Source organism: Streptomyces sp. NPDC040718 (genome assembly GCF_055593565.1).
Genome location: NZ_JBVIXO010000001.1, coordinates 1 through 15,852, shown reverse-complemented (window position 1 = coordinate 15,852; position 15,852 = coordinate 1). Strand labels below are relative to the sequence as shown.

Genomic DNA, 15,852 nt, shown 5'->3' with positions numbered 1-15,852 from the left:
TCCGGACCCCGGTCCGGACCCCGTGGCCCGGACCCGCCGGCCCCGGCCCTACAGCCCCGGCATCCGGCCCAGCTGGACCAGCGAGGTACCGCGCCGGCGCGACACGTAGTGTCCGCGGCCCGGGGGCATCGGGCGGGAGCGGACGCTGCCGAGCAGGTCGCCCTCGGAGGGGTCGCCCGACAGGACGACGCCCTGCGCGCCCAGCTCCTTGATCCGCTGCATGAACGGCTCGTACATCGCCCGCGAGGCCCCCGCCGAGCTGCGCGCGACGACGAAGCGGACCCCGGTGTCCCGGGCGAACGGCAGGAACTCCACCAGCTGCGACAGCGGGTTGCCCTGGCTCGTGGCGACCAGGTCGTAGTCGTCGATCACGATGAACACGTCCGGGCCCGTCCACCAGCTGCGGTCCCGCAGCTGCCGCGGGGTGACGTCCGCCGGCGGCTGCCTGCGCGAGAACACCCCGACCAGCGCCTCCATGTGCATCTGGAGGGAACCCGCCATCGGCGCGTACTCCAGCAGGTGCTCCTCCGGCAGCGCCCCCAGCAGCCCGCGCCGGTAGTCGCCGACGACCAGCTTCGCCTGGTCCGGCCGGTAGCGCTGGGAGATCTGCTGCGCGATCAGCCGCAGCAGGTTCGTCTTGCCCGACTCGCTCTCGCCGAACACCAGGAAGAAGGGGTCGCTCTCGAAGTCGACGAACACCGGCTCCAGGGCGGTCTCGTCGATGCCGATCGCGATCCCGCGCTCCGGGAACTCCCCGCCCTTGGGCAGCCGGTCCGCGTGCAGCAGCCGCGGCAGCAGCCGCACCCCGGGAGCCGACGGGCCGCTCCAGCCCGAGCGCACCGCCGCCACGAACTCCCGGGTGCCCTCCGAGAGGCTCTCCGCGTCGTGCGCCCCGTCGGTCCGCGGCAGCGCCCCCAGGAAGTGCAGCTTCTCCGGCACCTGGCCCCGCCCCGGCATCCCCGTCGGCACGTTCGCCGCCACCCGCCGGTCGAACTCGGAGTCCATCACGTCGCCCAGCCGCAGCTCCAGCCGGCCCAGCAGCTGGTCCTTCAGTGCCGCCCGCACCTCCATGTACCGGGCCGCCGTGACCACCACGTGGATCCCGTAGCCGAGCCCGCGGGCCGCGATGTCCGTGACCACCGGCTCCAGGCCCTCGTACTCGCCGCGGAACCCGCCCCAGCCGTCGACGACGAGGAACACGTCCCCCCACGCCTCGCCCGGCAGCTCGCCCGCCGCGCGCCTGCGCCGGTACGTGCCGATGGAGTCGATGCCGTTCGCCCGGAAGAACTCCTCGCGGCGGGCCAGGATCCCCGCCACCTCCGCGACCGTGCGCCGCACCCGCTCCGGGTCCAGCCGCGAGGCGATCCCGCCCACGTGCGGCAGCTCCGCCACCGAGGACAGCGCGCCGCCGCCGAAGTCCAGCCCGTAGAACTGCACCTCGCGCGGGGTGTGCGTCAGCGCGAACGAGCAGATCAGCGTCCGCATCAGCGTCGACTTGCCCGACTGCGGGCCGCCCACCACCATCATGTGGCCCGCCGCGCCCGAGAAGTCCCGGTAGAGCACCTCGCGCCGCTGCTCGAAGGGCTTGTCGATCAGCCCGAGCGGCACCACCAGCCCGCCCGGCCGCGTGTACCCCTCCGCGTGCAGTCCGCGCTCCGCCGAAGGCGCCAGGGCCGGCAGCAGCTGGTCCAGGGACGGCGCCCGGTCCAGCGGCGGCAGCCACACCTGGTGCGCCGGCACCCCCTGCCCCTCCAGCCGCCCCACGATCACGTCGAGCACCGTGTCAGCCAGCGCGTCGTCCTCCCGCGCCGGCCGCTCCGCCAGGTGCGCAGGGTCCGGCGCCGCGTACACCACCGGTACCGGAGCCGCCGTGAACAGCGCCGGCCGGCGCTCCACCGGGAACGGCCCCGCCGCCAGGTCCGGCCCGCCCGAGCGGTAGACGCCCGAGACGTACGCCGCCTTGAAGCGGGTCATCTCGTCCGTACCGAACTTCAGGTACCCCGAACCGGGCACCGACGGCAGGTGGTACGCGTCCGGCACCCCGATCGCCGTCCGCGACTCCGACGCCGAGAAGGTCCGCAGCCCGATCCGGTACGACAGGTACGTGTCCAGGCCCCGCAGCTTGCCCTCCTCCAGCCGCTGCGAGGCCAGCAGCAGGTGCACGCCCAGCGAGCGCCCGATCCGGCCGATCTGGATGAACATGTCGATGAAGTCGGGCTTCGCGGTCAGCAGCTCGGAGAACTCGTCGATCACCAGCACCAGCGAGGCCAGCGGCTCCAGCGGGGCGCCCGCCGCGCGCGCCTTCTCGTAGTCGTGGATGTTCGCGTAGTTGCCCGCCGAACGCAGCAGCTCCTGCCGGCGCTGGAGCTCGCCGCGGATCGAGTCGCCCATCCGGTCGACGAGCGTCAGGTCGTCCGCCAGGTTGGTGATCACCGCCGCCACGTGCGGCATCTGCCCCATACCGGTGAACGTGGCGCCGCCCTTGAAGTCGGCGAGGACGAAGTTCAGCGTCTCCGAGGTGTGCGTCACCGCCAGCCCCAGCACCAGCGTCCGCAGCAGCTCCGACTTGCCCGAACCGGTCGCGCCCACACACAGCCCGTGCGGGCCCATGCCCTCCTGCGCGGCCTCCTTCAGGTCCAGCATCACCGGCGCGCCGTCCTCGCCCACCCCGATCGGCACCCGCAGCCGCTCGCCGGCCGACCTCGGCCGCCAGGTGCGGGACACGTCGACCGAAGCCGCGTCGCCCAGGTTCAGCAGGTCGGTGAAGTCCAGGTTCGCCAGCAGCGGCTCGTCGTCGTCCCCGCCGCCCGTGCGCAGCGGCGCCAGCTGCCGGGCCAGCGCCTCCGCCGCCGGCAGCGACAGGGTGTCCGGGGTGCCCTCGTACGCGACCCCCGCGCCCGACTCCAGCCGCAGCCGGCCCGGCCCCACCACGACCGACAGCCCGCCGCGATGCTCGTCCAGCTCGCCCGCGACCACCTCGACGACGGTGACGCCCTGTAGCCCCTCGGCCGCCGCGAACACCGAGTCCGGCGGCACCAGCCCGCCGTCCAGGACCACCACCAGGTGCGGCTGGTCCAGCACCGGCGACACCTCCCGGCTGAACCGCGGCCGGCCCTCCAGCCGGGACCCCAGCAGCCCCTCCAGCTCACCCAGGTCGTCGCCGAACAGCCGCTTCGTGCCGGCCCCGTCGACCTGCCCCGGCACCTGCGTGTGCGGCAGCCACTTCACCCAGTCCCACGACGGCACCGCCCCCGGCGCGGCCACCACCGCCACCACCAGGTCCTCGGGGGAGTGCAGCGTCGCCAGCTGCGCCACCATCGCCCGCGCCGCACCGCGCGCCCACTCCGCCTCCCCGGACACCGTCACGTGGTAGAACGCCCGGATCGACACCGCCACCGGCAGCCCGTCCAGCGAGGAGTGCACCTTCAGGAAGCGCTGCATCGCACCCGCCGCCAGCGGCTCCAGCTCGTCCACCGGGGCCGTGTCCGGAGCCACCAGCGCGGTCGCGAGCCGCTGCGCGCCCAGCCCCAGCCGGGCCTGCCCGAAGTCCGCGTCGCCGACCCGCCGTTCCCACAGCCGCGAGCCCTCCGCCACCACCGACCACAGCTGGTCGGGCGCCGGGTGCAGGTAGAGCTGCGCGTCGCGCTGCGCCCGCGCGGTGCGCCGCACCTGGCGCCGCGTCTGCGCGAGGTACTTGAGGTAGTCCCGGCGGACGTCGGCCATTTGCCCCTGCGTACCGCGCCGGTGGCGCACCAGCTGGGCGATGACCATGCCCACCGTCGACGCCAGCATCAGCACGCCCATGATCCGCATGAACGGCGCCGCACCCGGCATGAAGAAGAAGACGACCGAGGAGCCCATGCCCAGCATCGGCAGGAGCTGCATCAGCATGCCCTCCTGCTGCCCCCGCGGGAGTTCCGGCGGCGCCTCCAGCCGCAGCTCGTCCGAAGGGACCTCGGGCGGCAGGGACCGCGGCGGGCGTTTGACGACGATCTGGCTCACCGGAGCATCAATCCCTCGAGAGCGGGCGGGACGTCGCGGCCGGCGCCCCCAAGTCCCGGGCACCGGGGGGCACTCCCGCACCCCGCGCCCGACGCGAACGGTGATCCTACTTGCCGGTGGACGGGCGGCCTCCGGGTAGGGTGACGGCCGCGCCATGCGCATCCGCGAACCGACCGCCGCCGCGGCGGTGCGGCGCCAACCAGGGGGTCACACAGGTGAGTACGGCCGAGGCGACCGGTTTCTGCAGGGTCACCGTCGTGGCACCGGACAGCCGCATCGACGTCGCCCTCCCCGAGGACATCGCCGTCGCCGACGTCTACCCCGAACTGCTGCGCCTCACCGGCCAGACCCAGCCCGTCGGCACCCCCACCGGCTTCCATCTGGTCCGCCGCTCCGGCACCGTCCTCGACGGCGCCCGCACCCTCGCCGCCCAGCAGGTCCTGGACGGCGAGGTGCTCAGCCTGCGCCCCTTCGCCGAGTCCCTGCCGCCGGCCGTCTTCGACGACGTCTCCGACGCCGTCGCCTCCGCCGTCGTCCGGGACCGGCACCGCTGGAGCGACGACATGCTCCGCGGGGCGGGCCTGGCGGGCGCCGCGCTGCTGCTCGTCCTGCTCGGCTTCGTCCTCTGGTACGCCGACCCGGTCCGGCACGACATGCACGGCCTCCCCGGGATCATCGCCGGGGCCGTGGGCCTGCTGCTCACCGCCGCCGCCGGCGTACGGGCCCGCGTCTACCGCGACCGCGGCTCCGCCGTGGCCCTCGGCCTCGGCGCCCTGCCGCACCTGCTGATCGCCGGCTCCGGCGCCGTCGCCGCCGGCGCCGGCCAGGGACCCGGCCGGCTGCAGTTCCTGCTCGGCTGCGCCTGCGTCCTGGTCGCCTCGGTCGCGCTGGTCGCGCTCACCCCGGACGGGGACGCCCCCTTCGTCGCCACCACCTTCCTCGCGGCCACCGGGACCCTGGCCTCCTTCGGCGCCATCGCCGCCGACGCCTCCGCCACGGCCGCGGCCGCCGTGTGCGCCCCCGTCGCCATCGGGCTCGTCGCCTTCCTGCCCGCCCTGTCCGCCCGCTTCGCCCGGCTGCCCATCGGGTACGCCGCCCCGCAGAGCGCGGCCCCCGGATACGAGGCCCCGGACCGCCACGACGCCGACCCGTACGCCGACCACGGCGCCGCCGACCCGCAGGCGGCCCCGCTCGACGCCGAGGCCATCGCCGCCCAGGCCCGGCGGGGGCACGAGATGCTCCTCGGCCTCGTCGGGGGGTGCGCGGCGGTCGCGGTCGGAGCCGCCGCCGTCCTCGGCTTCTCCGACAGCACCTGGGGGCGCCTGCTGGCGCTGGCCACCGGCCTGGCGATGCTGCTGCGCGCCCGCCTCTTCCGCTACACCTCCCAGGTGGTCTGCGCCCTGGCCGCGGGCCTGGCGGCGGTCGGCCTGCTGGTCCTGGGCCTGGCCCTGCGCACGCCGGTCGATCTGGCGTTCGAACGCACGGTCTGGCTCTCCGCCGCCGTCGCCGCCGGAGCCGCCCTCCTCGTGGGAATCTCGCTTGTCATCCCCCGCAAGGGCCTGTCACCCTTCTGGGGAAGGCTGCTCGACCTCACCGAGGCCGCGGTCCTGCTCAGCCTGGTCCCGCTGGCCCTGGCGGTGCTCGACGTATACGGCCGCGCCCGCTCTCTCACCAGCTGAGACGGCGAGACCCGGCAGCCTGGTACGCTGTGTGACGGCCGTTTGTGTACGCGTCCCCGGAGACCTCTGGAGACAGCGCCCAGCGGACCTCGCCTCCCGAGTTACGGAAGCTCCCCAGCGAATTCGACCTGGGGCACTCGGTGGCCACGAAGACCAAACCAAGGAGTAAGCGTGCCGCTCGACGCCGCTACGAAGAAGCAGCTCATCGCCGAATTCGGTGCCAAGGAGGGCGACACCGGCTCTCCCGAGGTCCAGGTCGCGATGCTGTCCCGCCGCATCTCGGACCTGACCGAGCACCTCAAGACCCACAAGCACGACCACCACTCCCGTCGTGGTCTGCTGATCCTGGTCGGCCAGCGTCGCCGCCTGCTGCAGTACCTGGCCAAGAAGGACATCCAGCGCTTCCGTACGCTGGTCGAGCGCCTCGGCATCCGCCGCGGTGCGGCCGGCGCCAAGTAAGCACACTGTGAAGGGAGCGGTTCCCACACCGATGGGGCCGCTCCCTTTGCTGTACGTGCGCGACGTACCCGACGCTTTGTAGTCTGGGACACAGCGCACAACCGAAGAGGAGGAGCGCCCTCCCTACGCCGCCGGTCCTCGGTAGTGGCATCCGGAAAGCCCCGTCGGAGGGGCCGAGACCCGGGTGCTTCGATCGAAGACCGGCCCGCACGCCAGGAGCGCTTCTCCGCAACCGTCCACCACCACACGGGTGGCGGACGGAGACGACGAAAATGGAGAAAACGCTAGTGGAGAACGAGACCCACTACGCCGAGGCCGTCATCGACAACGGCTCCTTCGGCACCCGCACCATCCGCTTCGAGACGGGCCGCCTCGCCCGCCAGGCCGCCGGCTCCGCCGTTGCCTACCTGGACGACGACACGATGGTCCTCTCCGCGACCACCGCGTCGAAGAAGCCCAAGGACCAGCTCGACTTCTTCCCCCTCACGGTGGACGTCGAGGAGCGCCAGTACGCGGCCGGCAAGATCCCCGGCTCCTTCTTCCGCCGCGAGGGCCGCCCCTCCGAGGACGCGATCCTCACCTGCCGCCTGATCGACCGCCCGCTGCGCCCCTCCTTCAAGAAGGGCCTGCGCAACGAGATCCAGGTCGTCGCCACCGTCATGGCGCTCAACCCGGACCACCTGTACGACGTCATCGCGATCAACGCCGCGTCCGCGTCCACCCAGCTGGCCGGCCTGCCCTTCTCCGGCCCGATCGGCGGCGTCCGCGTCGCGCTGATCCGCGGCCAGTGGGTCGCCTTCCCGACGCACACCGAGCTCGAGGACGCCGTCTTCGACATGGTCGTCGCGGGCCGCGTCCTGGAGGACGGCGACGTCGCGATCATGATGGTCGAGGCCGAGGCCACCGAGCAGACCATCGCCCTGGTCAAGGGCGGCGCCGAGGCGCCGACCGAGGAGATCGTGGCCGCCGGCCTCGACGCCTCGAAGCCCTTCATCAAGGTCCTCTGCAAGGCCCAGGCCGACCTGGCCGCCAAGGCCGCCAAGCCCGAGGGCGAGTTCCCGGTCTTCCTGGACTACCAGGACGACGTGTACGAGGCCCTCGCGGCCGCCGTCAAGGGCGAGCTCTCCCAGGCGCTGACCATCGCGGGCAAGCAGGACCGCGAGGCCGAGCTGGACCGCGTCAAGGAGATCGCCGCCGAGAAGCTCCTCCCGGCCTTCGAGGGCCGCGAGAAGGAGATCTCCGCCGCCTACCGCAGCCTGACCAAGGCCCTGGTGCGCGAGCGCGTCATCAAGGACAAGGTCCGCATCGACGGCCGTGGCCTGACCGACATCCGCACCCTGGCCGCCGAGGTCGAGGCCATCCCGCGCGTGCACGGCTCGGCGCTGTTCGAGCGTGGCGAGACCCAGATCCTGGGCGTCACCACCCTCAACATGCTCCGCATGGAGCAGCAGCTGGACACCCTCTCCCCGGTGACCCGCAAGCGCTACATGCACAACTACAACTTCCCGCCGTACTCCGTCGGCGAGACCGGCCGCGTCGGCTCCCCGAAGCGCCGCGAGATCGGCCACGGCGCGCTCGCCGAGCGCGCGATCGTGCCGGTCCTGCCGACGCGCGAGGAGTTCCCCTACGCGATCCGCCAGGTGTCCGAGGCCCTCGGCTCCAACGGTTCGACGTCCATGGGCTCGGTCTGCGCCTCCACCATGTCGCTGCTGAACGCCGGTGTGCCCCTCAAGGCCCCCGTCGCCGGCATCGCCATGGGCCTGATCTCCCAGGAGATCGACGGCAAGACCCACTACGTCGCCCTCACCGACATCCTCGGTGCGGAGGACGCCTTCGGCGACATGGACTTCAAGGTCGCCGGCACCAAGGAGTTCGTCACCGCGCTCCAGCTCGACACCAAGCTCGACGGCATCCCGGCCTCCGTCCTGGCCGCGGCCCTGACCCAGGCCCGCGACGCCCGCCTCCACATCCTCGACGTGATGATGGAAGCGATCGACACGCCGGACGAGATGTCCCCCAACGCCCCGCGGATCATCACCGTCAAGATCCCCGTGGACAAGATCGGCGAGGTCATCGGCCCCAAGGGCAAGATGATCAACCAGATCCAGGAGGACACCGGCGCCGAGATCACGATCGAGGACGACGGCACCATCTACATCGGTGCCGCCGACGGCCCGGCCGCCGAGGCCGCCCGCTCCACGATCAACGCGATCGCCAACCCGACCATGCCGGAGGTCGGCGAGCGCTACCTGGGTACGGTCGTCAAGACCACCACCTTCGGTGCCTTCGTCTCCCTCATGCCCGGCAAGGACGGCCTGCTGCACATCTCGCAGATCCGCAAGCTCGCCGGTGGCAAGCGCGTGGAGAACGTCGAGGACGTGCTCGCGGTCGGCACCAAGGTGCAGGTCGAGATCGCCGAGATCGACCAGCGCGGCAAGCTCTCCCTGGTCCCCGTGATCGAGGGCGAGGAAGCCGCTGAGGCCGACAAGGACGACTCCGACAAGTGACGTCGCGTAGTTCCCGTGTGACGGCCCGCCCCTCTTCGGAGGGGCGGGCCGTCGCCCGTACCCAAACTCTCCTCAAGGGCCAGAACGGCATCGGCACCGTCCGGCGCACGGTCCTGCCCGGCGGACTGCGCATCGTCACCGAGACGCTGCCCTCCGTCCGCTCCGCCACCTTCGGCATCTGGGCCAACGTGGGCTCGCGCGACGAGACGCCCGCTCTCAACGGCGCCACCCACTACCTGGAACACCTCCTCTTCAAGGGCACCGCCCAGCGGACCGCCCTCGACATCTCCTCCGCGATCGACGCGGTCGGCGGCGAGATGAACGCCTTCACGGCGAAGGAGTACACCTGCTACTACGCGCGCGTCCTCGACACGGACCTGCCGCTGGCCATCGACGTGGTCTGCGACATGCTCACCGGCTCGCTGATCCGCGAGGAGGACGTCGACGCCGAGCGCGGGGTCATCCTCGAAGAGATCGCGATGACCGAGGACGACCCGGGCGACATGGTCCACGACCTGTTCGCCCAGACCATGTACGGGGACTCGCCGCTCGGCCGCCCCGTGCTCGGCACCGTCGACACCATCAACGCCCTCGGCGCCGACCGGATCCGCCGCTTCTGGAAGAAGCACTACGACCCGACCCGCCTGGTCGTGGCCGCCGCCGGCAACGTCGACCACAACAAGGTCGTCCGCCAGGTCCGCGCGGCCTTCGAGAAGGCCGGCGCCCTCAAGCACACCGACGCCGTCCCGCTCGGCCCGCGCACCGGCACCAAGCGGATCCGCACCGCCGGCCGCGTCGACCTGGTCAACCGCAAGACCGAGCAGGCCCACGTGGTCCTCGGCATGCCGGGCCTCGCCCGCACCGACGAGCGCCGCTGGGCCCTCGGCGTGCTGAACACCGCCCTCGGCGGCGGCATGTCCTCCCGGCTCTTCCAGGAGGTCCGCGAGAAGCGCGGCCTGGCCTACAGCGTGTACTCGTACACCTCCGGCTTCGCCGACACCGGCCTCTTCGGCGTCTACGCCGGCTGCCGGCCCAGCCAGGTCCACGACGTGCTGCGGATCTGCCGCCAGGAGCTCGACACCGTCGCCTCCGAAGGCCTCACCGACGAGGAGATCCGGCGCGCCATCGGCCAGCTCTCCGGCTCCACCGTCCTCGGCCTGGAGGACACCGGCGCGATCATGAACCGCATCGGCAAGAGCGAGCTGTGCTGGGGCGACCAGATGTCCGTCGACGACATGCTGGCCCGCATCGCCTCGGTGACCCCGGACGACGTCCGCGCGGTCGCCCGGGATGTACTGGCCCAGCGGCCCTCGCTGGCGGTGATCGGCCCCCTCAAGGAGAAGCAGGCCGCCCGACTCGACGAAGCGGTCGCCTAGACCCGTACGCACGCACCCTTAAGGAAGCAACGAATGAGCAAGCTGCGCGTGGCAGTCCTCGGCGCCCGGGGCCGCATCGGCTCCGAGGCGGTCAAGGCGGTCGAGGCCGCCGAGGACATGGAGCTGGTGGCGGCCCTCGGGCGGGGCGACAAGCTGGAGCAGGTGGCCGAGGCGGGAGCCCAGGTCGCCGTCGAGCTGACCACCCCCGACTCGGTCATGGGGAACCTGGACTTCCTCGTCGGCCACGGCATCCACGCCGTGGTCGGCACCACCGGCTGGAACGAGGACCGCCTCGCCCGGCTGAACACCTGGCTCGCCGCCTCCCCGGAGACCGGGGTGCTCATCGCCCCGAACTTCTCCATCGGCGCCGTCCTCAACATGAAGTTCGCCGCCCAGGCCGCCCGCTACTTCGAGTCCGTCGAGGTCGTCGAGCTGCACCACCCGAAGAAGGTCGACGCCCCCTCCGGCACCGCGACCCGCACGGCCCAGCTCATCGCGGCCGCCCGCGCCGAGGCCGGCCTCGGCGCCCAGCCCGACGCCACCGCCACGGCCCTCGACGGCGCCCGCGGCGCCGACGTCGACGGCGTCCCCGTGCACGCCATCCGCCTGCGCGGCCTGCTGGCCCACCAGGAGGTACTGCTCGGCGGCGAGGGCGAGACCCTGACCATCCGTCACGACTCCCTGCACCACAGCAGCTTCATGCCGGGCATCCTGCTCGGCGCCCGCCGCGTGACGCAGACCCCGGGCCTCACCTTCGGCCTGGAAAACTTCCTCGACCTCGGCTGATGAGGCAGTAGCACCATGCGCGCGAAGATCACCTATCTCGTCACGGCCGCCGTCCTGGTCGTCTACTTCGTCCTGGTCGGCAGCCGGGGCCTGTTGCTGATCCAGCAGGGCACCTGGCTCACCGTCACCTTCGGCGTGGCCGTGCTCGTCCTGCCGGTCATCGGCATCTGGTTCCTCTGGATGAACACCCGCTTCGTCACCCGGGCCAACCAGCTCGCGTCGGAGCTGGAGGCCGAGGGCGGCCTGCCCGTCGACGAGCTGGAACGGGACCAGTACGGCCGGATCCTGCGGGACTCCGCCGACGAGGTCTTCGCACGCCGCAAGGCGGAGACCGAGGACGCGCCGGGGGACTGGCGCACCTGGTTCCGCCTCGCCATCGCCTACCACGACGCCCGCGACACCCCGCGGGCCCGCAAGGCCATGCAGCGGGCCATCGCCCTGCACCAGGCGCGCGCGTAGCCGCGTACGCGCGAACGAGAAGGGCCCGTACAGGACGATCCCCGTACGGGCCCTCGTGCCGTTGCGCCGCCGTCAGGCGGGCACGCCCCGGTACTCCTCGGCCCACGCCTCCACCTGGCCGGCGGCCCGGTCGAAGGCCTCGCCCCGGGCCAGGAAGTCGGCGTTGTGGTCGGTCAGCAGCACCGCCGGCTCCTTGCCGCGCGCGGCCACCGTCAGCGCCTGCCCCTGGACGGTCCGGGGCAGTCCCAGCCAGCGCACCGGCTGCTGGACCTTGTGCACCTTCTCGACCTGGCTCCAGACGACCGAGCGGGTCCCGAAGAAGCCGACCCGGCGCAGCCCGGAGGGGCTCACCCACACGCCGGAGCGCAGGATCCGCAGCGCGGAGCCGACCACGGTCAGCGAGGCGGCCAGGGCGATGCCCGCACCCGTCCAGGTGCCCGCGAAGGCGATGATCACCGTGGCCAGCAGCATGAAGGCGGCGAGCAGCAGCAGCACCGAGGCACCGGCGACCCGCCAGGGGCCGGGCCGGTAGGGGCGCCGCCACCGCTCGGGATCCACATGGGGGAGGGCTTCGTCCTCGTGTGCGTCGAAGACGCCGTCGGCCGTCAGGAAGGGCAGGGGCACGGCAGGACCTCACTCACATGCACGTTCGGTTGGGCTGTGCCCGAGAGGCTACCGCCCCCCGGACACCTCCGATTGCTGCGCCGTCCCCGCGGGCCGGTCGGACGCCTGGTACGGCTGCAGTGCGGGTATGCCGAAGAGCAGCGAGCCCACGAGCCCCGCCACCACGGTCAGTCCGACCAGACTACGGGCGGTGAGCTGGGCGGCGCTCAGACTCTCGCGCGGCGGCGGAGTGACGTTGCTCCGGAAACGTTCGGCCTCGGCGACGAAGGCGAAGGGGACGGGTTCGCGCCGGCGAAACACGGTGGCGACTCTCCTCACGGTCGGGGCTCTGGGCCCGGGTTCTGACGGATGGTGTGCTCTCTCCTGGACAGACGAACGAACGGGCCGATCGGTGCCGGAATTCGGGACATTAAGCAAAATTCATGGCGGGCCGTCAGCTCTGCGCCCGCCCCGGCGGAGCCGCACCCCGTCCTCCCCGCAGCAGGGGGCCGGGACGGTCGTCGGGGGGGATGGAGCAGCGCCGGGCGAAGCCCGTGCCGCCGACCTGTGCGGCCTTCGACCCCGACGGGCGCGTTGCCCCGTAAGGGCTGATACACGCGTGGCGTACGCATGTACGGGAACAAGTCCCAAGTGTCCGTATTGCGGCGTTTCGTAAAGTTCATCTAGGCTGATCAAACGGACCCGGCACTGCTTGAACCCCCGAGCAGGCAGTGCCGGGATCCAACACCCTCCCGGCTCCCGCCGGGCGGCACCGCCTGTTGACGTCCCCCGAGGGGACACCGCGAGCATGGCAGCGAGTAGCGTGTTACCCATGGCTCCGATCTCGACTCCGCAGACCCCCTTCGGGCGGGTCCTCACCGCCATGATCACGCCGTTCACGGCTGATGGCGCACTTGACCTCGACGGCGCGCAGCGTCTCGCCGTCCACCTGGTGGACGCAGGCAACGACGGCCTGATCATCAACGGCACCACCGGTGAGTCCCCCACGACCACCGACGCGGAGAAAAACGACCTCGTACGAGCCGTACTCGAAGCGGTCGGCGACCGCGCCCACGTCGTAGCCGGCATCGGCACCAACGACACCCGGCACACCCTCGAGCTCGCCCGCCAGGCCGAGCGCACCGGAGCCCACGGCCTCCTCGCGGTGACGCCCTACTACAGCAAGCCGCCGCAGGAAGGCCTCTTCCAGCACTTCACGGCCATCGCCGACGCCACCGAGCTGCCGGTCATGCTCTACGACATCCCCGGCCGCAGCGGTGTCCCGATCAACACCGAGACCCTGGTCAGGCTGGCCGAGCACCCCCGGATCGTGGCCAACAAGGACGCCAAGGGCGATCTGGGCCGCGCCAGCTGGGCCATCGCCCAGAGCGGCCTGGCCTGGTACTCGGGCGACGACATGCTGAACCTGCCGCTCCTGTCGGTCGGCGCCGTAGGCTTCGTCTCCGTCGTCGGCCACGTGGTCACCCCCGAGCTGCGCGCGATGCTGGAGGCCCACATCGGCGGCGACGTCCAGAAGGCCACCGAGATCCACCAGAAGCTGCTCCCGGTCTTCACGGGCATGTTCCGCACCCAGGGCGTGATGACCACCAAGAAGGCCCTGTCCCTCCAGGGCCTGCCCGCCGGCCCGCTGCGCCTGCCCCTCATCGGCCTGACCGACGAAGAGACGGCGCAGCTCAAGATCGATCTTGCCGCGGGCGGGGTACAGCTCTGACAACAGACTTCACAACTGAATAAGCAAGAACGAAACAGACGAAACGCAAGTGCACGATTGACATGCGCGCCACGTGCCTGAGGGGTACGTGGCGCGCGTGGTGAAGGAGAACCTTTGAGTCATCCGCACCCCGAACTGGGCCCACCGCCGAAGCTCCCCAAGGGCGGCCTCCGGGTCACCCCGCTGGGCGGTCTCGGCGAGATCGGCCGCAACATGACCGTCTTCGAGTTCGACGGCCGTCTGCTGATCGTCGACTGCGGCGTGCTCTTCCCCGAGGAGGAGCAGCCGGGCATCGACCTGATCCTGCCGGACTTCACGTCCATCCGTGACCGCCTCGACGACATCGAGGGCATCGTCCTCACGCACGGCCACGAGGACCACATCGGCGCCGTTCCGTACCTTCTCCGCGAGAAGCCGGACATCCCGCTGATCGGCTCCAAGCTGACCCTCGCCCTCATCGAGGCCAAGCTCCAGGAGCACCGCATCCGCCCCTACACCCTTGAGGTGAAGGAAGGCGAGCGCGAGAACCTGGGCCCCTTCGACTGCGAGTTCATCGCCGTCAACCACTCCATCCCGGACGCCCTGGCCGTCGCCATCCGCACCGACGCGGGTCTGGTGGTCGCCACCGGCGACTTCAAGATGGACCAGCTCCCGCTGGACAACCGCCTCACCGACCTGCACGCCTTCGCGCGCCTGAGCGAAGAGGGCATCGACCTCCTCCTCTCGGACTCGACGAACGCCGAGGTCCCGGGCTTCGTCCCGCCGGAGCGCGACATCTCCAACGCCATCCGCGGAGTCTTCGCGGGCGCGCAGAAGCGGATCATCGTGGCCTCCTTCGCGAGCCACGTGCACCGCATCCAGCAGATCCTCGACGCCGCCCACGAGTACGGGCGCCGCGTCGCGTTCGTCGGCCGCTCCATGGTCCGCAACATGGGCATCGCCCGCGACCTGGGCTACCTGCGCGTGCCGGCCGGCCTGGTCGTCGACGTCAAGACCCTCGACGACCTGCCGGACGACGAGGTCGTGCTCGTCTGCACGGGTTCCCAGGGCGAGCCGATGGCGGCCCTGTCCCGCATGGCGAACCGCGACCACCAGATCCGGATCGTCCCCGGCGACACCGTGATCCTGGCGTCGTCCCTGATCCCGGGCAACGAGAACGCGGTCTACCGCGTGATCAACGGCCTGACCCGCTGGGGCGCCAACGTCGTGCACAAGGGCAACGCCAAGGTGCACGTCTCCGGCCACGCCTCCGCCGGCGAGCTGCTGTACTTCTACAACATCTGCAAGCCGCGGAACCTGATGCCGGTCCACGGCGAGTGGCGCCACCTGCGCGCCAACGCCGAGCTCGGCGCCATGACGGGCGTTCCGAAGGACCGCATCGTCATCGCCGAGGACGGCGTGGTCGTCGACCTCATCGACGGCAAGGCCCGCATCTCCGGCAAGGTCCAGGCCGGCTACGTGTACGTGGACGGCCTCTCGGTCGGCGACGTCACCGAGGCCTCCCTCAAGGACCGCCGCATCCTCGGCGACGAGGGCATCATCTCGGTCTACGTCGTGGTCGACAGCACCACGGGCAAGGTCGTCAGCGGCCCGAACATCCAGGCCCGCGGATCCGGCATCGAGGACTCGGCCTTCGGGCCGGTCAGCGCGAAGATCGAGGAAGCCATCGCCCGCGCCGCGGCCGACGGCGTGGCGGAGCCGCACCAGATCCAGCAGCTCATCCGCCGGACCATGGGCAAGTGGGTGTCGGACAGCTACCGCCGCCGCCCGATGATCCTCCCGGTCGTGGTCGAGGTCTGACCTCGGCGTACGCCTGCGCGTACGTAGCGACCTCACTGGAGCGGGGCAACCGGATTTGCGTCCGGGGGCCCCGCTCCAGTACGTTTGCGTCTCCACCTCGCAGGGACCCGGGCACACACGTGTGCCCGTTGCCGTGTGCGAGCGGGTGGCAATCAGCACTCAGGGAAACCTGATAAAGTCTGATCCACCCGAAAGGGAAAGGCCCCCCGAAGGCCATCGGAATTCGAAACCGAGTCGGAAACGACAAGGATAAGAGTCTGATAGAGTCGGAACCGCCGGAAAGGGAAAGCGCGAAAGCGAAGGATCTGGAAAGCGAGCGAGAAAGACTCTGATAGAGTCGGAAACGCAAGAACGAAGAACGAAAGCCCGGAGGAAAGCCCGAGAGGGTGAGTACAAAGGAAGCGTCCGTTCCTTGAGAACTCAACAGCGTGCCAAAAATCAACGCCAGA

Annotated in this window: 11 protein-coding genes; 8 read left to right on the top strand and 3 right to left on the bottom strand. The window is 71.4% G+C overall.

Annotated elements, in window-relative coordinates; translation table 11 throughout:
• Nucleotides 1–48: 48 nt before the first annotated feature.
• Nucleotides 49–4,002, bottom strand: coding sequence for a type VII secretion protein EccCa (gene eccCa / locus ACZ597_RS00055; RefSeq protein WP_471322863.1), 3,954 nt, complete (start codon nucleotides 4,000–4,002; stop codon nucleotides 49–51).
• A gap of 215 nt (nucleotides 4,003–4,217) precedes the next feature.
• Here eccCa and eccD point away from each other — a divergent pair, with 215 nt between their 5' ends.
• From eccD to ACZ597_RS00025, 6 genes are all read left to right on the top strand, one after another.
• Complete coding sequence (eccD, locus tag ACZ597_RS00050; protein WP_471322859.1) at nucleotides 4,218–5,681, top strand: type VII secretion integral membrane protein EccD; 1,464 nt, start codon at nucleotides 4,218–4,220, stop codon at nucleotides 5,679–5,681.
• 171 nt (nucleotides 5,682–5,852) lie between these two features.
• A complete protein-coding gene (gene rpsO / locus ACZ597_RS00045) occupies nucleotides 5,853–6,140 on the top strand; it encodes a 30S ribosomal protein S15 (protein WP_008737721.1) in 288 nt (95 codons plus the stop codon).
• 287 nt (nucleotides 6,141–6,427) lie between these two features.
• On the top strand, nucleotides 6,428–8,647 hold the full coding sequence (locus tag ACZ597_RS00040) for a polyribonucleotide nucleotidyltransferase (RefSeq protein WP_471325032.1): 2,220 nt from the start codon (nucleotides 6,428–6,430) through the stop codon (nucleotides 8,645–8,647).
• The gene (locus ACZ597_RS00035; protein WP_471322856.1) at nucleotides 8,644–10,023 is read left to right on the top strand and encodes a M16 family metallopeptidase; all 1,380 of its coding nucleotides are present in this window, start codon (nucleotides 8,644–8,646) and stop codon (nucleotides 10,021–10,023) included. The genes ACZ597_RS00040 and ACZ597_RS00035 overlap by 4 nt, the downstream gene beginning before the upstream one ends.
• A gap of 33 nt (nucleotides 10,024–10,056) precedes the next feature.
• Nucleotides 10,057–10,809, top strand: a complete 753-nt coding sequence (gene dapB / locus ACZ597_RS00030; protein WP_471322853.1) for a 4-hydroxy-tetrahydrodipicolinate reductase — start codon at nucleotides 10,057–10,059, stop codon at nucleotides 10,807–10,809.
• 15 nt (nucleotides 10,810–10,824) lie between these two features.
• Nucleotides 10,825–11,268 carry a hypothetical protein gene (locus ACZ597_RS00025; RefSeq protein WP_471322850.1) on the top strand — a complete coding sequence of 148 codons (444 nt, stop codon included), beginning with the start codon at nucleotides 10,825–10,827 and terminating at the stop codon, nucleotides 11,266–11,268.
• Between the two features lie 72 nt (nucleotides 11,269–11,340).
• Here the strand turns inward: ACZ597_RS00025 and ACZ597_RS00020 are convergent, their stop codons facing one another.
• Together ACZ597_RS00020 and ACZ597_RS00015 are read right to left on the bottom strand one after the other, a co-directional pair.
• Nucleotides 11,341–11,892, bottom strand: coding sequence for a hypothetical protein (locus ACZ597_RS00020; protein ID WP_471322847.1), 552 nt, complete (start codon nucleotides 11,890–11,892; stop codon nucleotides 11,341–11,343).
• Nucleotides 11,893–11,940: 48 nt separating this feature from the next.
• Nucleotides 11,941–12,192, bottom strand: coding sequence for a hypothetical protein (locus ACZ597_RS00015; protein ID WP_471322844.1), 252 nt, complete (start codon nucleotides 12,190–12,192; stop codon nucleotides 11,941–11,943).
• A 511-nt stretch (nucleotides 12,193–12,703) separates the two neighbouring features.
• Here ACZ597_RS00015 and dapA point away from each other — a divergent pair.
• Nucleotides 12,704–13,603 carry a 4-hydroxy-tetrahydrodipicolinate synthase gene (gene dapA / locus ACZ597_RS00010; RefSeq protein WP_471322841.1) on the top strand — a complete coding sequence of 300 codons (900 nt, stop codon included), beginning with the start codon at nucleotides 12,704–12,706 and terminating at the stop codon, nucleotides 13,601–13,603.
• Between the two features lie 114 nt (nucleotides 13,604–13,717).
• On the top strand, nucleotides 13,718–15,403 hold the full coding sequence (locus ACZ597_RS00005) for a ribonuclease J (protein ID WP_405978311.1): 1,686 nt from the start codon (nucleotides 13,718–13,720) through the stop codon (nucleotides 15,401–15,403).
• The last annotated feature ends 449 nt before the right edge of the window (nucleotides 15,404–15,852 follow it).

Excerpts from the sequence above, each read along its gene's own strand:
- dapB (WP_471322853.1), top strand. The coding sequence starts at position 10,057 with ATGAGCAAGCTGCGCGTGGCAGTCCTCGGCGCCCGGGGCCGCATCGGC.
- ACZ597_RS00025 (WP_471322850.1), top strand. The coding sequence starts at position 10,825 with ATGCGCGCGAAGATCACCTATCTCGTCACGGCCGCCGTCCTGGTCGTC.
- dapA (WP_471322841.1), top strand. The coding sequence starts at position 12,704 with ATGGCTCCGATCTCGACTCCGCAGACCCCCTTCGGGCGGGTCCTCACC.